Origin of the sequence: Streptomyces sp. Je 1-79, assembly GCF_025195125.1 — a bacterium.
Taxonomy (GTDB): domain Bacteria; phylum Actinomycetota; class Actinomycetes; order Streptomycetales; family Streptomycetaceae; genus Streptomyces.
On the sequence record NZ_JAMGSL010000001.1, the window covers coordinates 457406 to 477984 of the forward strand.

Here is a 20579-nt window from a genome sequence, read left to right on the forward strand (position 1 = left end):
AGGCCCGGCGAGACGATCAGAGGCACGATGGGGAGCAGCCAGTGCGGCACGGATCCGAGCCGGACGACCACGTCGAGACACTCCTGTCCCGGGCCGCGGAGGGTGACGAGGCGGCGTTCGCCGGAGTGTACGACGCGCTGGCCCAGCCGGTGATGGGGCTGGCGTGCCGGATCCTGCGGGACGCCGCTCAGGCGGAGGAGGTGACCCAGGACGTCATGATCGAGGTCTGGCGTACGGCTGACCGCTTCCGTGCCGAACGCGGATCCGCGCGGGCGTGGGTCCTGACCCTCGCGCACCGGCGAGCAGTGGACCGGGTCCGTACCGCCCAGGCGAGCGCCGACCGGGAACAGCGCGCCGCCCTGCTCGCCCCCGACCGGGCCTTCGACCAGGTCGCGGAGACCGTCGAGGGCCACGACGAGCGGCGCCGCGTCTACCACTGTCTGGCGGCCCTGACCCGCCTGCAACGGGTGCCACTCGTGCTCGCCTACTACCAGGGCATGACCTACATCGAGGTGGCCCGGTCGCTGTCGACCCCGGAAGGCACGGTGAAATCCCGTATGCGCAACGGCCTCAGGCGCCTGCGCCACTGCCTGGAGGCCGGGTCATGACACAGCCGGATCCGCACCTCGACGCCGGAGCCTACGTCCTGCACGCCCTTCCGCCGGCGGAGGAGGCGGCGTTCCGGAACCATCTCGCGGGCTGCGAGGCCTGCCGCCGGGATGTCGCCGAGTTCGAGGAGACCGTGGTCCGGCTCGCCGCCGCCGAGTCCGCCTCCCTGCCGCCGCTCCTGCGCACCCGCGTCCTCGACATCGTCTCCCACACCCGTCAGGACCGAGTCCCCGACGTGCCGCGGCCGCCTCGCAGGGTGCCGCGGGCCCTGCGCTTCGCACTGGCCGCGAGCGTCGCCGCGGCGGTGGGACTAGGCGGGGTCGCCGCCTGGCAGCATTCACAGGCCGAGGACGCGCGGGTCCGGGCGGCGCAGGCCCTGGAAGAGGTCCGGACGGCGGAGGCCGCGTTCACCGACGTCCTGACCGCGCCCGACGCCACGATCCACACCGAGAGTCTGAGCGGCGGAGCGACAGCGGCGGTCGTCGTCTCCCGCACGGAGGCAGAAGCCGTGTTCACCGCCCACGGCCTCCCGGCACTGACCGGGGGCAAGGTCTACGAGCTCTGGTACGCCGCCGCGTCGGGCGACCTGCGGGCGGCCGGTCTGATGCCCGGCACCGGCGAGCGCTCCGCACGCGTCCTTGAAGGGCCCCTCGGCGACGCGGTCGCCGTCGGCATCACCGTCGAGCCCGCCGGCGGCTCGAAGCAGCCCACCACCGAACCGCTCGGCCTCGTCCCCATCGACTCCTGAGCCCGCCGCCCGCCGCCCGCCGCCCGCCGCCCGTAAAAGGGCTCGCCGTCGCCCCCGGACCGGCTCCGCTCGCTGTCACGCCAGCGGCCCGTCCGTGGCCCTGATGGGTGCGGGGAGCTCGCTGAAGCCCATCAGGTAGCGGTCGGCGGCCGCCGCGGCGGACCGGCCCTCCGCAAGGGCCCAGACGACGAGAGACTGTCCGCGCCCGGCGTCCCCGGCCACGAAGACCCCCTCCGGGCTCGGCGCTCCCCGCTGCGAGACCCGGTCCGACGCCCGCGCCGCGAAGTCGGCGGTGCGGTCGAAGTTGCCCCGGGCGTCGGGGACGAGCCCCAGTCCTTCGGTGAGGCGGGTGCCGTGCCGGGGGCCGCGGAATCCCAGGGCGAGCAGCACCAGTTGCGCGGGAAGTGTCTGCTCGGTCCCCGGGCGCGGAGCCCTGTCCCCGGGCTCCACCTCCGCGAGGCACACCGCCTCGACATGGCCGTCGGCGTCGGGCTCGAACCGCACGGCGGCCGCGCTGAACACCCTCGGATCGGCGCCGTCACGGAACCCGGCCTCCTCGTGGGCGTGGGAGACCCGGTGGATCTTCGGATGGACCAGCGGCCACGGCTCGCTCTCCTGCCGGGTCGTGCCCCGCACCGGGTTGATGTCCACGTGTACGACGGACGTGGCGCCCTGGCGCAGCGCGGTGCCGAGACAGTCCGTACCCGTGTCACCACCTCCGATGATCACCACCTGGCTGCCCTCGGCCGTCACGAACGGCCGTGCGCGGTCGCCCTCGGCCACCCGGTTGGCCTCCGTCAGGTACTCCATGGCGTGGTGGACGCCCTTCAACGTCCGTCCGGGCACGGCGAGTTCGCGGGGCTCCGTCGCTCCCACGGCCACGATCACCGCGTCGTACTCGTTCCTCATCCCGGTCACGTCCAGGCCGGAGCCGACCTCGACCCCGGGGCAGAACCGCGTGCCTTCCTCCTGCATCTGGGCGATGCGCCGGTCCAGATGCCGCTTCTCCAGCTTGAACGCGGGGATGCCGTAGCGGAGCAGCCCGCCGATACGGTCGGCCCGCTCGAAGACCGTGACGGCGTGGCCGGCCCGGGTGAGCTGCTGCGCCGCCGCCAGCCCCGCCGGGCCCGAGCCCACCACCGCGACCGACCTGCCCGTCCGCCGCTCCGGCGGGTGGGCGCGGATGTGGCCCCGCGCCCAGGCCTCGTCGGCGATGGCCTGCTCCACGTTCTTGATGGTCACCGGTGCGGCGGTGAGCGCCAGGACACAGGCGTCCTCGCAGGGCGCCGGGCAGAGGCGCCCGGTGAACTCGGGAAAGTTGTTGGTCGCGTGCAGCCGCTCCGAGGCGGCGCGCCAGTCGCCGTGCGCCGCGTAGACGTTCCACTCCGGTATGAGGTTGCCGAGGGGACAGCCGCCGTGGCAGAACGGCACCCCGCAGTCCATGCAGCGACCGGCCTGCCGGGAGACCAGCGGCAGCAGAGCCTGGCCCGCGTACACCTCGTTCCAGTCCCCGAGGCGTTCCCGGGAAGGCCGCGCGGGCACCGGCTCGCGGGGTGTGGTGAGGAAGCCGAAGGGATCGGTCATGTCGCCCTCGGGGACGCTGCGCAGGGGTGGGACGGGAGTCTTCCCAGCGTACGCCCGCGACACGAGGGCGCGACGGACGTCCGACGCCGGCGACAGGGCGCCCGGGATCCGTCCGGGCGCCGGACAGAACGACCTCACGACGATGTCCGTCCCCCGGGACAGCTCTCCGACAGGCGAGACCACCGAGGGTCTCTTCATACACCCGGCCGACAGCTACGAATCACTGGTACAAGCATCCGCTGCCGGCCGTCCCTCCGAGTGAGGGAGTCGGGCCCCATCGCGGCGGCGCCGTCTCGTCCAGTGAGCACGGCGGGCGGAAGAGGCCACGCACCGATGCGGGCCCCCGTCGATTCAGAGTTCAGGGAGTCCCCTCATGACACAGCGGTCGCTCGAGGTGGAGGAGAGCGCGGGCACCACCACACAGAAGATCCTCGCCCAGCTGCTCGCGGACGTCGCCCACCTGGACGACGTGCCCCTCGACCGTCACTTCTTCGACGAACTGGGCGCCGACTCCCTGGTCATGGCGCACTTCTGCGCACGCGTGCGAAAGCACGCCGACCTCCCCACCGTGTCGATGAGGGACGTCTACCGCCATCCGACGATCAGGAGCCTGGGCACAGCCCTGGACGGCGACTCGTCGGCTCCCACCGTCACCGACGCGGGCCCACGCACCCCCGTACCCCCGCCGCAACCTCCGCGGCAGGCGCTGTGCGGAGCGGTCCAACTGCTCTGCTTCCTCGGCTACGCGTTCCTCCTCGCCTTCATCACCGCCCGCGGATACGACTGGATCTCCACCGGCGCCAACCTCTGGGACGACTACGTGCGGTCGGTCGTGTTCGGCGCTGTGGCCCTGCTGGTCCTGTGCACTCTGCCGGTCGTCGCGAAGTGGATCCTCATCGGCCGCTGGAAGCCGCAACGGATCCCGGTCTGGAGCCTCGCCTACATCCGCTTCTGGCTGGTCAAGACGCTGGTGCGGGCCAATCCGATGGTCCTGTCCGTCGGCTCCCCGCTCTACGTCCTCTACCTCAGGGCGCTCGGCGCACGGATCGGGCGCGGGGTGACCATCCTCTCCCGCAGCGTGCCCGTCTGCACCGACCTGCTGACGGTCGGCGACCGTACGGTCATCCGTAAGGACGCGCTGCTCAGCTGCTACCGCGCCCACAACGGCGCGATAGAGACAGGCACCGTCACCCTCGGACGGGACGTCGTCGTCAGCGAGGCGACGGTCCTCGACATCCGGACGTCGATGGGGGACGGGGCCCAGCTCGCTCACGCGTCCTCACTCCATCCGGGCCAGGGCGTGCCCGACGGGGAGCACTGGCACGGATCCCCGGGACAGCCGACGGACGGCGACTTCCTGACGGTGGATCCGGTCCGCTGCGGCGCGGTGCGGCGCGCGAGCCACGGCGGGGCCCAGATCGCCATGGCGCTGCTGGTGTTCGCACCGCTCGCAGTGGGCTGCCTGGACGTTCTGCTCGCGAAGGCCCCCCAACTGACGACGGTGCTCGAACCGGGGCCCGCGGCTCTCGCCGACTGGGTCTTCTACGCCGACCTGCTGCTGGTGACGGGTGTCTTCTTCTTCGGCGGCATCCTGATCGCCCTGACGGTCCTGGCCACCGTTCCTCGCGCGCTCCACCGGCTCGTGACCCCGGGCCGCGTGTACCCCCTGTACGGCGTCCACCACGCGGCGCACCGGGCGGTCACCCTGCTGACCAACAGACGTTTCCTGACACGGCTGTTCGGCGACAGCACCGCGATCGTGCACTACCTGCGCTGGATCGGCTACGACCTGTCCGCCGTGGAGCAGACCGGCTCGAACTTCGGCACCGTGGTCAAGCACGAGAGCCCGTTCCTGAGTTCCGTGGGCCGGGGGACGATGGCCGCGGACGGTCTGTCGTTCATGAACGCCGACTACTCGAGCACGTCCTTCCGTACGGCCCGTACCTCGATCGGGGCCCACAACTTCCTCGGCAACAAGGTCGCTTACCCCTCCCAGGGCAGGACCGGGGACAACTGCCTGTTGGCCACCAAGGTCATGGTCCCCGTCCACGGTCCGCTCCGGCACGACGTGGGCCTGCTCGGATCACCGAGCTTCGAGATCCCGCGTTCGGTGATGCGGGACAGCACCTTCGACGCCCTCGCCCAGGGCGACGAGCTGCGCCGGCGCCTGTTCGCCAAGAACCGGCACAACGCCGCCACCATGAGCTGGTACCTGCTCACCGGCTGGCTGTACTTCTTCGCGGTCACTCTCCTCTACGCGGGGGCGGCCGACCTGTACGCCTCCTGGGGCGTGACGGCCATCGCCCTCGCCAACATCGCGCTGCTGCCGTTCACCGTCCTGTACTGGGTCCTGGTCGAACGCCTGGTCACCGCCGTGAATCCGCTCGGGCCGCTGTTCTGCTCGATCTACGACGTCCGCTTCTGGCGGCGCGAGCGGTACTGGAAGGTCCCCTCGGAGACCTACCTGCACGTCTTCAACGGCACCCCGTTCAAGAGCGTCGTGTGGCGGCTGCTGGGCGTCCGGATCGGCACGTCGGTGTTCGACGACGGCTGCAGCCTGCCCGAGCGGGCCATGGTCACCATCGGGGACGGCTGCACCCTCAACGCGGGCAGCGTCGTCCAGTGCCACTCGCAGGAGGACGGCACGTTCAAGTCCGACGTCAGCCGGATCGGCTCGGGCTGCACGCTCGGGGTGGGCGCCTTCGTCCACTACGGCGTCACGGTCGGTGAGGGCGCTCACCTGGCAACGGACTGTTTCGTGATGAAGGGCGAGACCGTCCCCGAACACGACAGGTGGTCGGGAAACCCCGCACGACCGGCCGCCTCTGAGACCCACGCCGACGGAGGCGAACGGCGATGACGGCACCAGCGACCACCCACGCAGCGCCCGCGGCACCCTCCGCGGGCCACACGTTCACGGCCGTGCCGAGGTGGGCCCCCGCTCCGGTACCCGGCATCGCGGAGCGATCCGAGCCCGCCCTCCCCGACGGGACGGCCGCCGGGCTGCGCACACGCGCCGACGAATGCGGCGTGCCGGTCGCCGCGGTACTCCTGGCCGCGCACGCGAAGGTGCTCGCCCTGCTGTCCTCGGACGCCGACGTCACGACCGGCTGTCTCCTCCCGGGAGCGCGCCATCCGGTGGCCTGCCGACTCCACGTGCGGCCCGGCACATGGCGCCGCCTGGTGGAGGACGCCCACCACGCGCTGCGGCTTCTGCCACGCGGAGAGCGGCCGCAGGGCGACGGGCACACCGACGGGCACACCGACGGGCACACCGACGGGCACGCCGAAGGCCACACCGACGTGCCGCCCGACGTCGTGTTCGACGCGTCCGGAGACGGACATGTCCCACACGGCACGGCGCTGTGCGTGAGCATGCCCCAGCGCGATCCGTGGGTGGTACGACTGCGCTACCGCACCGACGTGCTCGACGGCGAGGCGGCCGCCCGTATCGGCGGCTACCACGTCCGCGCGCTGGAGCACCTCCTCGCCGACCCCGACGAGCGCCACGACCGCCGCACCCTGCTGTCCGCCGAGGAACTCCGGTTCCAGACCGAGGAGCTCGCCGGGCCCGTCCGGCCGATCCCGGACCGCCGCTTCCACGAACTGTTCGAGGAGCGTGCACACGAGCAGCCGACGGCTGTCGCCGCCGAGCACCGCGGCACGCGCTGGAGCTATCGCGACCTGAACGAACGGTCCAACCGGCTGGCCCGAGCCCTGCTGTCCCAAGGACTGAAGCCCGAAGGCGTCGTCGCCGTGGTCACCGAACGCACGCTGCACTGGATGGCAGCGGTGATCGCCGTCTTCAAGGCAGGCGGGACCTATCTGCCCATCGACCCCCACTACCCGCCCGGACGCATCGCCGCGATGCTCGCCCGCTCGGACTGTGCCCTCGTGGTCACAGAGCCCGGCGCTTCGAGGAACCTCGACCGCGCCCTCACGACCCGGCCCGGCACGCGCACGCTCCTCATCCCCGACATCACCGAGACCACCGCCCGCGGCGACGATCTCGCGGTCCCGGTCACGGCGGACCAACTGGCCTACATCTACTTCACCTCCGGCTCCACCGGTGAACCGAAGGGAGTCATGTGCGAACACGCCGGCCTGCTCAACCACCTCCTCGCGAAGATCGACGACCTCGGCATCGGCGAGGGTCACGTCGTGGCGCAGACCGCGTCACAGTGCTTCGACATCTCGCTGTGGCAGCTCCTCGCCGGGCCACTGGCCGGAGGGCGGACGGCCATCGTCGAACAGGAGGCCGTCCTCGACGCCGCCGGGTTCCTCGACACCGTCTCCGACGGCCACGTCACGGTGTTCCAGGTCGTCCCGTCGTACCTGGACGTCCTGCTCGCCGCACTGGAGCGCGCACCACGCCGGCTGGCCGACCTGCGCTGTGTGTCGGTGACCGGGGAAGCGCTGCGGAAGAGCCTCGTCCGGCGCTGGTTCGCCGCGCTGCCCGGGATCCCTCTGGTCAACGCGTACGGACTGACGGAGACGTCGGACGACACCAACCACGAGGTGATGACCGGCGTACCGGCTGGTGACGTCATACCGATCGGGCCGCCCGTGGCCAACGTGCGGGTCTACGTGGTGGACGACAACCTGGACCCGGTACCGCTCGGTGCCCCCGGAGCCATCGTCTTCTCCGGCGTCTGCGTAGGCCGCGGCTATGTGAACGACGCGGAACGCACCCTCGACGCGTACCTCACCGATCCGTACCATCCCGGGCAGCGCCTCTACCGCGGAGGCGACTTCGGCAGATGGCTGCCGGGAGGAAAGCTCGCATTCCACGGTCGCCGCGACGCCCAGGTGAAGATCCGCGGGTTCCGCGTCGAGATCGGCGAGGTCGAGAACAGCCTGCTGCGACTTCCCGACGTCCGGGACGGCGCCGTCGTCGTCACCGGCGAGGAGACCCATGCGCCGCGGCTCGTCGCGTTCTGCACCGGCGGGCGGCCGCTGACCGAGGACGCCCTGCTCCGGCGACTCGGCGAACTCCTGCCCGCGTACATGGTCCCGGCCTCCGTGCACTGGCAGCGGACCCTGCCGCTGACAGCCAACGGCAAGATCGACCGCAAGGCCCTCGGTGTCCTCGCCCAAAAGCTCGGCCGGCCCGACGACGGCCACCACACCCCCCGTACGCCAGGGGAGCGGCGACTCGCCACGACGTGGGCGTCCGTCCTCGGCGTGCCGGTGGCCGGCATCGGCTACCGGAGCAACTTCTTCGACCTCGGCGGCACCTCCCTGTCCGCCGTACGCCTGGCCGTCGCACTCGGCCGCACCGTCTCCCCGCGCGACCTCGCGGCACATCCCGTTCTCGCCGATCTGGCCGCTCTGCTCGACGCACGCACCCACGGCTCCCCAGGGCCCTCGTCGACCACCCGCGCCGCCTCACGACCGGCAGCCGAAACCGAATGACCCACGCCCCGAAGGAGAGGAACGACATGTCGTCCGCCCTGTTCCACAAGCCGCACACCCCGGAGCCCACCGTGCTGTACGAGATCCCAGGCCCTTCGGACGCGGTGGCCCGGGCCGGCTCCCACAAGGAAGAGCTGCTCGGCCTGGTCGCCGCGCACGGCGCGGTGCTCGTCAGAGGACTGGGCCTACGAGACACGACCGACGTCGAGGCCGTCGTCCGGCAGCTGACCGACCGGCCCGTGCGTGAGGCAGAGGGCTTCGCCCCGCGGGAGGTCCACGCCGAGGGCATCTACTCGTCAGCCGTCTGGCCTGCCAACCAACCGATGTGCATGCACCACGAGTTGAGCTACGCACGCCGGGTCCCGGGGCTGTTGCTGTTCGCCTGCCTGGAGCCGCCGGCCGACGGCGGAGCCACCGCGACCGCCGATGCCGCCGCCGTTCTCGAAGCCCTTCCCGCGGCCCTGGTCGACCGGTTCGAGGACGAAGGCTGGCTGCTGGAACGCTCCTACAACGGCGACGTCGGCGCCACCCTGTCCCAGTCGTTCGGCACCGAGGACCGCGAAACCATCGACGCGTACTGCCGCGTCAACGACATCGAGGCCACATGGCGGTCCGACGGAGCGCTGCACACGCGTCAGCGGCGGAGCGCGGTGATACGGCACCCGGCCGGCGGCCGACGCTGCTGGTTCAACCAGATCGCCTTCCTGAGCGAATGGACATTGGATCCCGAAGTACGGGATTTCCTGATCGAGGAGTACGGTCCGGACGGCCTCCCCTTCACCACGCGCTACGGCGACGGCGACCCGGTGCCGCAGGAGACGGTCGAGCAGATCAACAAGACCTACGACCACGCGACGGTCCGCCGGCCGTGGCAGGCGGGCGACCTGCTGCTCGTCGACAACCTGCGTACCGCACACAGCCGCGAGGCCTACACGGGGCCGCGCCAGGTCCTGGTGGCCATGGCCGATCCGGTCCGCCCGCCGTTGCCGGACCGGCAGTCGAGGAGGGCCGAGGCATGACCACCGTGCGACCGGCCCCCGACCTGACCACACCCGGGGCCGCACCCCAGGTACAGCCGTTCGCCGTCGTTCCGGGGCGGCAGGTCAAGGAAGTGCTCCACGGCCAGGAGAGCGCCGTGACCGAGGTCGTCGAAGCGACCTACCGTCTGCATGCCGCAGGACACACCGTCAATCCGCCGTCCTCCTTCCTCCGGTTTCCCGACCGGCCGGCATCGCGGATCATCGCGCTCGCGGCCTCCTTGGGAGGAGACGAGACCCGGGTGGACGGCCTCAAGTGGATCGCGAGCTTCCCCGCGAACGTGACCTCGGGCATCCCCAGGGCGTCGGCCGTGCTCATCCTCAACGATCCGTCCACCGGCTACCCCTTCGCCTGCATGGAAAGCTCCGTCATCAGCGCCGCGAGGACAGCCGCGTCCGCGGCAGCCGCAGCTGACCGGCTCAGCCGGGGACGGCCGCGCCCCACCCGTATCGGATTCGTCGGCACCGGACTGATCGCCCGGTACATCCACACCTATCTCGCCGGCACCGGCTGGACGTTCGATCACACCGGCGTCCACGACCTGTCGGCCGACAGCGCGGCCGGCTTCCGGCTCTACCTGGAGCAGACGGGAACCACCAGGCACGTCACCGTGCACCGCGACGCCGAGAGTCTCATCCGCAGCAGCGACCTGGTGGTCTTCGCGACCGTCGCCGACCGGCCTCACATCACCGAGACCTCGTGGTTCAGCCACAACCCGCTCGTGCTGCACATCTCGCTGAGGGACCTCGCGCCCCAGATCCTGTTGTCCGCCACCAACATCGTCGACGATGTCGAACACGTACTCAGAGCGTCGACCTCACCCCACCTGACCGAGCAGCTCACCGGAGACCGGACCTTTCTCCACGGCACGCTCGAAGACGTGATGGCCGGACGGGTCACGCCGCCCACGGACCGACCGGTGATCTTCTCACCCTTCGGGCTCGGAGTCCTCGACCTCGCCGTCGGCAAGTACGTCTACGACGCACTGGCCCGAAGCGGCCGGCTGCTGTTCGTCGACCGCTTCTTCGACGAACTGAGCCGCTACGGATGAGGCGGTCCACCTCGGCCGGACCACGCGGCCGGGCTGATCCGGACGCAAGGAGGAGAGCATCGTGACCGTCATATCCGTTCCCCACGCCTTCAACGAGGAAGACCTGTACGTCGACCTCGGGCCGACGATCGGGCAGTCCCTGTTCCTCAAGTGCGAGGGGTTCAACTTCGCCGGTTCCATCAAACTGAAAGCGGCGACCGAGATGGTGGAGTCCGCCGAACGGAGCGGGACACTCACCGAGGACTCGATCCTCGTCGAGTCCTCGTCGGGCAACCTCGGTGTCGCGCTCAGCATGATCGCGGCCAGCAAGGGCTACCGCTTCCTCTGCGTCACCGACTCACGCTGCAACCTGGCCACCCGCCTCATGATGGAGGCGCTGGGAAGCGAGGTACACGTCGTCTCCCACGAGCAGGGCAGCGGCGGACTCCTCGGCGCCCGGCTCGCGTTCGTCCGCGCCCTGTGCGCCTCCGACGACCGATGCGTGTGGCTCAGCCAGTACACCAACGCGGACAACTGGAAGGCCCACTACCGCAGGACGGCACCCGCCATCGCCCGCGCCTTCCCGCAGATGGACGTCCTGTTCGTCGGAGTCGGCACCACGGGGACCCTGATGGGGTGCGCACGGTACTTCCGCGCCTGGAGCCGGTCCGTACGCATCGTCGCCGTGGACAGCGTCGGTTCCGCCATCTTCGGCGGACCGCCGGGACGCCGGATGATCCCCGGCCTGGGCATGAGCATCACACCGCCGCTCCTCGACGAGACCTACGTGGACGAGGCCCTGTGCGTCGAGGAGGCGGACACCGTGCGCACCTGCCGCATGCTGGCCAGACGCGGATTCCTCTTCGGAGGGTCCACCGGCACGGTCGTCAGCGGCGCGACGAGGTGGCTCGAACGCCACGGCACCGAAGGGACCACGGCCGTCGCGATCGCCCCCGACCTCGGAGAGCGCTACCTCGACACGATCTACCAGTCCAACTGGGCACAGGGGTTGTACGGGGACGACATCCTCGTCCCGGAGCGCCGGCGCGTCGGCTGACCGGCTCATGACGTCAGGCCCGCACATGCTGCACGCGACAGAGCTCACGCCGGAAGTCTGGCAGCGGCCAGGCGAACCGCTCCGCCCCGGCGAGTCACCACACGTGTGGTTCGCGTGGACGGACGCCCTCCACGACCTGGCAGGCGCGCCGGCCGACCTGGTGCTCGACGCCGAGGAACAGGCACGCGGCGCCGCATTCCGGCAGAAGGACGACAGGGCCGGCCACCGGAGCGCCCATGTGGCTCTGCGGCTCCTCCTCGGAGCCCGCCTGGGTGTGGAGCCGTCCCAGGTCCCGCTGGTCCGCGACCCGTGCCCGCTGTGCGGTGCGCCCCATGGCCGTCCCGCCGTCAGAGGAAGCCCCCTGCACTTCTCCCTCTCGCGCAGCGGCGGATGCTGCCTCATCGCGCTGGCCGCCACGCCTGTCGGCGTGGACGTCGAGCGGATCCCCGACCCCGCCACCGCGCGCGAGGCCGGCGCGGTCCTGCACCCCCGGGAACGGATCGAACTGGCGGCCTGCCCCGCGGAGGCGCGACCGGCCGCGTTCACCCGGGCATGGGCGCGCACCGAGGCCTACCTCAAGGCACTGGGTACGGGACTCGGACGCGGACCTGACCGTGACTACCTCGGCACGTCCTCGCGCGGTCCCGCCCCCATGGCGGGCTGGGCGATCACCGATGTGGCGGTGCCGACGGCCTGTGCGGCAGCCGTCGCCGTGGTTCAGGACCCGGCAGGGTAGACAACGCTAGTGATCAGTACGTCTGGTGCTTGCCCGGGCGATGAGGAGGGCCACGTCGTCGTGGTCACCTTCACCCCGCAGGGTGCGCAGCAGCAGGTCGCACGTGGCGTCAAGCGATCGGTGGGGGTCGTCGAGGACGTCGAGGAGCGCGTTCAGACGTGCGTCGATCGCCTGGTCGCGGGTTTCGACGAGGCCGTCGGTGTACAGGACGAGCTGGTCGCCCGGCTCGACGGCGACGGAGGTGGTGTCGAAGGGGATGCCGCAGCCGCCCAGAGGTGCGCCCGTGGGCAGGTCGAGCAGTTCGCGGGTGCCGTCCGGGTGGAGCAGCACGGGCGGCAGGTGCCCGGCCAGGGAGATGTGGCATCGCGCGGCGCCGGGGTCGAAGACGGCGTAGACGCAGGTCGCGATGGTACCGAGGTCGTCCGTGATGTGGTCGAGGTGGTGCAGGACCTGGCCGGGAGGCAGATCGAGGTCGGCCAGGGTCCTCGTGGCGGTGCGCAGCTGTCCCATGGTCGCCGCGGCTGTGACGCCGCTTCCCATGACGTCGCCGACGACGAGGGCAGTCTTGTCGCCGTTCAGGGGGATGACGTCGAACCAGTCGCCTCCGATCTCGATCGTGGCCTGGGCGGGTCGATAGCGGAAGGCGATGTCGAGCCCCGGTCGCTGGGGAGGGGAGTGGGGCAGCAGGCTGCGCTGGAGGGTGAGGGCGGTGTGGCGCTGCTCTTCCACGGCGCGGTGCCGGTCGGTGACGTCGACGCTGGAGGTCGCCACGCCCAGCACTTTCCCGTTGGGGGCTTCGAGCCGGTAGAACGATATCGACCAGGCGTGGTCGTTGTCCGGGTCGGCCGCGGTGCGGCCGACGGTGTACTGGTCCAGGATCGGCGTCCCGGTGGCCAGCACCTCCCGCATGGCTCCTTCGTAGGACTCGTCGAGGAACGGCAGCACGTCGTGGACGTGGCGGCCGACATGCTCGGCGGCCGGCACGCCGTTCATCCGTTCCTCCGCGGGATTCACGGAGATGTAGCGGAGGTCGGTGCCCAGCATGGCGAGACCGATGGGCGACTGGGACACCAGCCGGGCGGACAGGGCGAGGTTCCGTTCCATCCGCCGCAGCGTCGCCTGGTCCGTGGCCAGCCCCAGGGCCCAGAAGTCGCGCTGGTCGTCCTGGAGCCGCATGTTGCGGAACTCCACCAGCCGCGTGGTGCCGTCCTTGTGCCGGACGGGGAAGACCCCGGCCCAGCTCTCACCGTCCTGCATGACCTGGTCGAACAGCGACAGCACCGTGTTGCGGTGCTTCTTGTCGATCAGCAGGTGACCCGCGTACTGGCCCAGGGCCTCCTCGGCGCTGTAGCCGAAGAGGATCTCCGCCTGCGGACTCCAGAGATCGATCCTGCCCTTGGCATCGAGGAGGACGGCGGCCACGTTCAGTACGTCCAGCAACCCGCCCGGCGTCGACGGCACCACGCCCGACGGACCGGGATCGCCTTGAGAGGGTTCGGTGGCTCCCATTCCTCAGGCTCCTTTCGGCCGCCGATTCAGAGGCCGTCTGCCGGAGCGGACGATGGCCGGTGCCGTCTCTGCCATCCCATCGTGCCCCTACTCCACCCGTGCGTGCACTCCAACGAAGCCGGAGGTACCCCGCCGGGGTAAGGGCTCTCGCCCGACAAGCGACTCCGTCAGCCAGGCCGCGAGACGAAAGGAGAAGCGGCGCCGTGCGAGCCTCCACGCCGCAACCACTTGGGCGACTACGGTAAGTAGTCACTAGTCACCGAACGCGACTCCGAGGTTTCAGTGACCCCGATTCCCGGCACGGAGAGTCCCTACCGCCCTTGGGGGGTACGCCATCGTGCAGCGGTACTGCTGACACTCGTGCTGCTCCTGTTCATTGCGCTACGCCAGGTCGACGCGGGCCTCGGGCGAATCGAGGCTCCCGGTCACCCCACGGCGACGGTCGGACCTCTGGTCGTTCCCGGACTCCAGGCACGTACGGCATGGTGCGTATGGGCGTTCGCCCTGGACGATGTGTGGAGCGGACGTGAGCGTGACGCCGTTCCGGGCGTCGAGGCGGGCCCAGGACCGCAGAAGCGCGTCGATGCCTGTCTGGCGGCGTTCACCACGTCTCACTCCACGCTCGATCAGACGGGCCAGGCCCCGCAGTGGCGTCAGCTGTTGTGGACCTATGCCGTGTTGGATCTCTGCTTCGCTGTGGGCTTCGCGTTCCTGCTGTCCCGAGGCCTTCGAACCCTGCGGCCCCACGCGCCGCCGGCCGCGGCAGGGCCCTTCCCTCCGGCTCTCTACCGCTTCACAAGAGACGCGCGCCGTCGACAGATCGTGTTCGGCCTGGTGATTGCCGAGCTGGTCGAAGGACGTTGTCTTGTCGGATTGATGTATGCCGCCTCTCCTCAGGACGTCATCGTCCTGCACTGGATCGCGTTGGTGGCTGGAGTGGTGAAGTGGGCATTCCTGCTCCTGGCGACAGCCCTGCTCGCACTGCTGGCATGGCACCGCCGGCCACAGGGCACGCAGTGGCGTCAGGACGTCAAGGCTCTGCGCCTGCAGCTGGGTGTGAGCCTGCTGCTGTTCCTCTTGCTGACAGGGGCCGGCACTGATCAGGTTCAGGATGCGCTGCTGGGGCTCCTGGACAACCCGGTCCGTGGCATCGCCACCCTGCTTTCCGTCATGGTTCTGGCGCTGTTGCTGTGGCGCAGTGTGCACCGCTCGGCTCTGTCGGGGGACAGGATCCTCAAACCGGTGCCGTTGGCGGCCGTGTGGATTGCCTGCGGTCTGGCCGCCGTCGTCAGCCTCAGCCGCGGTTTCGTCAATCTCCGTGCGTTGGCTGTGCTCCTTCTCGTCGTTGCGGTGCTCGGCTGCGTCGGCGCACGCCTCTTTGCCGCCGGCAGCAATGGCGAGGATGCCGCAGAGGCCACGCTGGCCGACCTGAAGCATCGACTGCTCGCCCACACGGAGCGGCTGAAGGCCATGGCGCGCCTCGTCGCCGCGCTTCCCCTCATCGTCCTGGCCGTATTCGCCGTACGGGCCGCAACGGTGTCCGCCGTGGTCGGCCCCCGTCGCGGGTTCGCCATCGCCCTGCTCGGCTGCAGTGTGGCCGTCGCGGTCGCGGGTGTGTTCATGCCCTACGCGCTGCTCTGGGCAGAGAAGACGAGGCGGTGGTCCATCGCCCTGCCACCGACCGCCGGCCGGGGAGGGAACGGCTTGTATGTCGGGCTCGCCGTCCTGAGCCTCGTATTCGCCGGAATCTGCGTGCGCTCCCTGAGGGAAGGCGGTACGGGGAGCGTGCCGGCGGAGGTCGGCCCGGTCGCCGTCGCCACCGTCTTCCTGTGCATCGCCCTCGTCCTGCTCAATGAGCTTCAGCATTGGTCCGGCCGCGCCACGCCCATGGCGGGTTTCAGGATGCTGGGCTTCAAGCAGACGCCTGTTTTCACCTTGCTGGTGCTGTGGGGCATCGCTGCCGCCATCGTGGACCCCGCCCTGCACCATCAGGTACGGATCACCACAGCAGGCCGTGAGCTGCCCGGCAACCGCGACCTTGCCGCGGAGTTCCGGGACTGGGCCGCTGAGAACTGCGCCTCGGCCGACACCAACCAGGCCGTGCCGAGCAGCGTGGCCGGCCGTCCGGCGGATCCGGTTCCGCTGGTCATCGTCGCGGCGTCCGGCGGCGGTGTCCGGGCCGCATACTGGACCAGTGCTGTCCTGGGACGGATGTTTCCCCCGGGGCCGGTCCTCGGGCCGGCAGGGACGCCGAAGGGTTGCCGGCCTACGGACGGCCGCGCCCCCGTCTTCGCCGTGAGCGGGGTCTCCGGCGGCAGCCTCGGTGCCGTTTCCTGGCTGGTACGACCGCCGGACGAGCGGCCAGGCTCCGAACCCAGCCACAAGACCGTCTTCGGCCACGACCACCTCTCGTCGACGCTTGCCTGGATGATGTACATGGACCTTCCCCGACTCTTCATCGGCGGGGAGATCATGGACAGAGCAGCCGTTCTGGAGCAGTCCTGGGAACACCGCCAGCCGGATCTTGCAGACTCCTTCTACACGCCCCGCGACGCCGCGTGGCGCCCCCTCCCGCTGCTCAACGGCACCGCGGTGCAGAGCGGCTGCCGCGTGCTCGCCTCTCCCGTGCAACTGGGTGGTTACGACCTTCCTCCGAGCCCGACATCGTGCATCCGCCGGCCCGAAAGTGCCTCTCCCGACGACATCGACCCTCGGCTCAGCCCCACACTCATCGACCTGCGCGGCGCATTCCTGTGCAGTACTCAGGACATCCGCACGTCGACGGCCGCGCTGCTGTCCGCACGCTTCCCCTGGGTCAGCCCGTCAGGCCGGTTCACAGAGCCCGCGTGCGGCAAGAGCATCAAACATCCCTTGTCCGTGGTCGACGGCGGATACGTCGACGGCACGGGAAGTCTCACGGCCGTCGACCTGCTCCGGCAGCTCCAGGACGACATCGACTGCCACAACGCGGTGGCGGATGCGAACCAGGACACCAGGCCCAAGCACGCGTGCGACTTCCACGGCACGACCCCCACGCGCGTGATCGAACCGGTCATCATGCAGATCGACAACGGATACAGCAGCCTGGCCAGCACCCCGCCCAACGATCACCGCAACGAACTCCTCGTGCCTCTCCACGGGTTGCTCGAGGGCGGCCTGGGCGTCCGAGAAGCCACCGCGCGGCAGCGCGCCTTCTCCTCCGTCGAATGCGGCCACTATCTTCGCATCGCCAACATCCGCAACCCTGGCACCCAGGCTCCCCTTGGCTGGTCGTTGTCCCACACGGCCCAAGAAGACCTCGACCGGCAACTCGAGCAACTCGCCCCGGCAGGGGCCGGGCTCACCCTTCAGGCACGGCTCGCACACGAACACACGGAGAGAAGGTGCGTCCCGGCCCAGCGCGACTGACGCAGCGGAGGCGGCTTGCAGGGCCGGCTCGGCGCGCGGCTGAAGCGGCACCCACCGGTACTGGTCCTCGCGGTACCGGAGCGCGTGGCGCCCCGGTGACAGGCGGACGGCTCCGTCTCACGTCTCCGTCCGGTCCGGCCCGCCGAGCCTGCCGCGTACCGGGGTGTCGAGTACGGGGCTGCCCTCGCGCAGATCCGGGGAGGTGGCAGAGACCTTCTCGTGCCAGCGGCCGTACCGCTCGGCAAGGGATACGGACGAGACGCCGTGCAGGAGGACGCTGAGACCGACGGTGATGGCGACCACCCGCCCGAGCAGCTCCACCCCCGGGACGTGTTCCTCCACCACGAGCAGCGCCAGGACCACGGAGGCGAGACCGCGGGGTCCGAACCAGCCGATGTACGCCACTGTGGGCAGCCGTAGCCCGCTCCCGACGAGCGAGAGGGCCACCGGCAGCATTCTGACCACGGTGAGGCTGAGGACGGCGTACAGGACGATCCGCCAGCTCAAGTGCCCCAGCGCCGGGCCGAGCAGCACCGCCCCGAAGACGAGAAGGCTGATCGCAGCGAGGAGCCCCCCGAGGTTCTCGGCGAACTCGGCCGTGTGGTCCGGCCGTCGCTTGTCGCTCTCGACCCCGTGGCGCAGTGCGAACCCGCAGGCGAACCCGGCGACCCACGCGGCGATGAAGCCACTGCCGTCCGTCACGACGGCGAGTTCGTACGCCCCGGCCGCGACGGCCGGCAGGTAGACGTGCCGCCACTCCCGCGTGATCCATCCCTTGGCCCGGGACCACTGCAGAAGCCGCCCACCGACCCACCCGACCAACAGACCCAGTGCGGTGCTCAGCACCAGGGCCCGCCAGAAGATGCCGACCACGCCCTCTTCCGCGTAGTGCGTGCCCGGGATGGCTGCCAGGAACAGGAGGAAGAAGGGCAGCACCATTCCGTCGTTCAGACCGCTTTCGACATTCAGCCCGTGCCGTACGAGCGCTGGGACCCGGGGGTGGGTGATGGAGGTCTTCCCGAGGGCGGCGTCGGTCGGGGCGAGGATGGCGCCTACGAGGGCGAGCTCCCACATCGTCAGCCCCGGAAGCAGGGGCCAGGCGAGCAGCCAGCCGGCCCCGATGCTGAGCGGAAGCCCGATGCCGAGCAGACGCCCCGGGAGGAAGCCACCGGTCCGGAGGTCCCGTCTGCGCACCGTCATGGCATCGGTGAACAGCACCAGCGCCAGGGTGACTTCGAGGAGGGCGACGATGGGCGCGGCGTCGTGCGCCAGGTCGACGATGTCCAGCACTGCCGGCCCGATGAGGAGGCCGGCGCCGACGAACACCATCGCCGACGAGATCGGGGTCGTGGACAGCCGACGCGAGCCCAGCGCGTACGCGGCGGTGACAGTGGCCACCGCCGCGCCTGTCCAAGCACCACTGCTCATGTTCCAGACCTCCGGATGATCGCCCGTGCCCCTTCTACAGCTCGGCGAACCGCCGCGCGCCGACGTCGACGGGGACACGCCGGACAGCGTCGTGCGGAACGGAGGGTCGCCTCTCCCTGGCTCAGACCGCCGGCAGTTCCTCCGCGGGGAGCCGGCCTGCGCGCACCGCATCCACCAGGGCCTGGTGGTCACGCTCGTTCTGGTCGGCGTACGCTTCCGCGAACAGGGCGAGGGCTCGGTCGAACGAGCCGCCGCCGCCCAGATATGCGGCGATCGCAATGCGGTCCCCGGACCGCGCGTGCGCGCGAGCCAGCGTGGCGCCGCACAGTTCGCCGAACGCCTCCATGTCCTTCGGCCGCATGCGCTCCGGGACGGCGATGCCCTTCCAGTCGCGCAGCTGGCGGACGTAGAAGTCGCGCTTCTTGCCGTCGATCCCGTCCACTCGCTCCCAGCCGAGGAAGATGTCGCTCGTGGCCTGCATCAGCCGCTGGCCCGAGACCACCCGCTCGCCCTGGTTGCGGTACCGGCTCGCGCCGACGTGTGCGGCCAGCACGGAGGTGTCGGCCTCCTTGGCCTGGAGGAAGAGCGGGTCCTGGTCGTCCCGGCCCAGCAGGAGGAAGATCCAGCACCGGGTGCCGACGCTACCGACGCCGACGACCTTGCGGGCGACGTCGGCCAGCCGGTAGTCCTCCAGGAGCGTGCGCCTGTCGGAAGCCAGCGTGCGGCCGTACCGCTCGACCAGGCCGCGGAACTGGCGCTCGAGCGCGGTGCGCTCGACGTCCGGCAGCAGGTCGCCGGCCGGGATGAGCAGCGGGGGATCCGCCGCGATCCTGGGCCGCCCGTCGACCGTCTCGGTGAGCTTGTCGAAAGCCTGCAGACTGTCGCGAGTACGAGCCTTCGCCAGCGCGCGGGCCAGGTTCTTCCGGCCGCGCTTCGTTCCGTGGAGCCGACCTGCGGCCAGGGACTCAAGGAGGTCCGCATCGATCTTCGCGTACCAGACGTCGATGGTGCGCATACGCGCGAAGCGGATCATCGCCTCGCGGTACGAACGGACCGTGGAGCTGACGATGCGGGCACGCTCGGTGTCGTCGAAGCCGTTGGCCCGCCCCGCGATGACGAAACTCGCCGACAGCCGCTTGACGTCCCACTCCCAGGGGCCCGGCAGTGTCTCGTCGAAGTCGTTGATGTCGAACATCAACTGCCGCTCCGGTGAGGCGAGCAGGCGGAAGTTGAGGAGGTGGGCGTCCCCGCACAGCTGGGCCGTGAGCCCCGTGCGCGGGGTGCCGGCCAGGTCGGAGGCCATGATCGCGGCGGCGCCCCGGTAGAAGCGGAAAGGGGATTCCGTCATCCGGCCGTAGCGGATCGGCACGAGTTCGGGCACGCGTGCCGCGGACTGCGCCTCCAGGATCGCCAAGGGGTCCGCCCTGTCAGGAGACGGCTCGTACTCGGCGTGACCCGACCGCGGCGAGCCGCGCCGGGCCTCCTTACCGAGGGCCGCGCGTTCCTCGGGCGTGGCGTGGGGCGCCGCCCGCATCGCCGAGGTCGGGTTCTGGGACATCGAAGCCCACTCTCAGCCCTGGGCCTCGGTCTCGGCATCTGCGACGGCGATGGCGAGGCCGAGTGCCGTGGCGCTGTCGCCCGCTCCCGGGGCCGGCCCGCACCGCTCGAAAAGGCCGACGGCCATGGCGGCGATGGTGCCCAGGACAGGGGTTTCGGATGCATGGGACATGACGCATACCCTCCCGGCGTACTCGCGCCCGAGCGGAGGAGTGTGGTGGAAGGAGTAGATGTCCGCGGGCGTCGGAACTCCCTTCAACCCTAGATCGCATCCCGGCCCCTCGCCTGGGAGCGGCCACCGCGGCACGGGAGGGCGGGCACCGCTCTGCGGTCCGGCGGAAGCCCTGACCATCCGGGTGACGAGCCGGGCAGCGTCGAGACCGGGTGACCAGGAGCGGATCGCTGCTGAGAGTCAACCGCCCTCGATGATTGCTCGCGGCACCCCGAGAAGGCGCCTCGT

At 70.6% G+C, this 20579-nt stretch carries 14 protein-coding genes; 9 read left to right on the forward strand and 5 right to left on the reverse strand.

Translation table 11 applies throughout. The features are described from left to right. Window positions 1-41: 41 nt before the first annotated feature. Window positions 42-608 carry an ECF RNA polymerase sigma factor SigK gene (sigK, locus tag M5362_RS01825; protein ID WP_260225439.1) on the forward strand — a complete coding sequence of 189 codons (567 nt, stop codon included), beginning with the start codon at window positions 42-44 and terminating at the stop codon, window positions 606-608. Further along, window positions 605-1357 carry an anti-sigma factor gene (locus M5362_RS01830; RefSeq protein ID WP_260225440.1) on the forward strand — a complete coding sequence of 251 codons (753 nt, stop codon included), beginning with the start codon at window positions 605-607 and terminating at the stop codon, window positions 1355-1357. Before sigK ends, M5362_RS01830 begins: the two co-directional genes overlap by 4 nt. Before the next feature lie 75 nt (window positions 1358-1432). On the opposite strand, the gene M5362_RS01835 is transcribed toward M5362_RS01830, so the two are convergent. Beyond that, window positions 1433-2941, reverse strand: coding sequence for a glutamate synthase subunit beta (locus M5362_RS01835; RefSeq protein ID WP_260225441.1), 1509 nt, complete (start codon window positions 2939-2941; stop codon window positions 1433-1435). 373 nt (window positions 2942-3314) lie between these two features. Between M5362_RS01835 and M5362_RS01840 the strand changes: the two genes are divergently transcribed. The 6 genes from M5362_RS01840 (at window position 3315) to M5362_RS01865 (ending at window position 12217) form a co-directional block, all read left to right on the forward strand. After that, complete coding sequence (locus M5362_RS01840; RefSeq protein ID WP_260225442.1) at window positions 3315-5801, forward strand: Pls/PosA family non-ribosomal peptide synthetase; 2487 nt, start codon at window positions 3315-3317, stop codon at window positions 5799-5801. Beyond that, window positions 5798-8356 carry an amino acid adenylation domain-containing protein gene (locus M5362_RS01845; protein WP_260225443.1) on the forward strand — a complete coding sequence of 853 codons (2559 nt, stop codon included), beginning with the start codon at window positions 5798-5800 and terminating at the stop codon, window positions 8354-8356. The genes M5362_RS01840 and M5362_RS01845 overlap by 4 nt, the downstream gene beginning before the upstream one ends. Before the next feature lie 26 nt (window positions 8357-8382). After that, window positions 8383-9375: a TauD/TfdA family dioxygenase gene (locus M5362_RS01850; protein ID WP_308354840.1), complete on the forward strand. Its 993-nt coding sequence runs from the start codon at window positions 8383-8385 to the stop codon at window positions 9373-9375. Next, on the forward strand, window positions 9372-10445 hold the full coding sequence (sbnB, locus tag M5362_RS01855; RefSeq protein WP_260225445.1) for a 2,3-diaminopropionate biosynthesis protein SbnB: 1074 nt from the start codon (window positions 9372-9374) through the stop codon (window positions 10443-10445). Before M5362_RS01850 ends, sbnB begins: the two co-directional genes overlap by 4 nt. Window positions 10446-10506: 61 nt before the next feature. Then, a complete protein-coding gene (gene sbnA / locus M5362_RS01860; RefSeq protein ID WP_260225446.1) occupies window positions 10507-11481 on the forward strand; it encodes a 2,3-diaminopropionate biosynthesis protein SbnA in 975 nt (324 codons plus the stop codon). A gap of 25 nt (window positions 11482-11506) precedes the next feature. Next, the gene (locus M5362_RS01865) at window positions 11507-12217 is read left to right on the forward strand and encodes a 4'-phosphopantetheinyl transferase superfamily protein (protein WP_260225447.1); all 711 of its coding nucleotides are present in this window, start codon (window positions 11507-11509) and stop codon (window positions 12215-12217) included. Between the two features lie 6 nt (window positions 12218-12223). Here the strand turns inward: M5362_RS01865 and M5362_RS01870 are convergent, their stop codons facing one another. Continuing rightward, a complete protein-coding gene (locus M5362_RS01870) occupies window positions 12224-13726 on the reverse strand; it encodes a SpoIIE family protein phosphatase (protein ID WP_260225448.1) in 1503 nt (500 codons plus the stop codon). 360 nt (window positions 13727-14086) lie between these two features. Between M5362_RS01870 and M5362_RS01875 the strand changes: the two genes are divergently transcribed. Then, entirely contained in the window at window positions 14087-17134 is a 3048-nt protein-coding gene (locus tag M5362_RS01875) for a hypothetical protein (RefSeq protein ID WP_260225449.1), read from the forward strand. A gap of 117 nt (window positions 17135-17251) precedes the next feature. Here the strand turns inward: M5362_RS01875 and M5362_RS01880 are convergent, their stop codons facing one another. The 3 genes from M5362_RS01880 to M5362_RS01890 all read right to left on the reverse strand — a co-directional run bounded on the left by M5362_RS01880 (window position 17252) and on the right by M5362_RS01890 (window position 20291). Then, on the reverse strand, window positions 17252-18562 hold the full coding sequence (locus M5362_RS01880; protein WP_260225450.1) for a sodium:proton antiporter: 1311 nt from the start codon (window positions 18560-18562) through the stop codon (window positions 17252-17254). 121 nt (window positions 18563-18683) lie between these two features. Beyond that, window positions 18684-20120 carry a DUF2252 domain-containing protein gene (locus M5362_RS01885; protein WP_260225451.1) on the reverse strand — a complete coding sequence of 479 codons (1437 nt, stop codon included), beginning with the start codon at window positions 20118-20120 and terminating at the stop codon, window positions 18684-18686. 12 nt (window positions 20121-20132) lie between these two features. Continuing rightward, complete coding sequence (locus tag M5362_RS01890; protein WP_260225452.1) at window positions 20133-20291, reverse strand: hypothetical protein; 159 nt, start codon at window positions 20289-20291, stop codon at window positions 20133-20135. Between the last annotated feature and the right edge of the window lie 288 nt (window positions 20292-20579).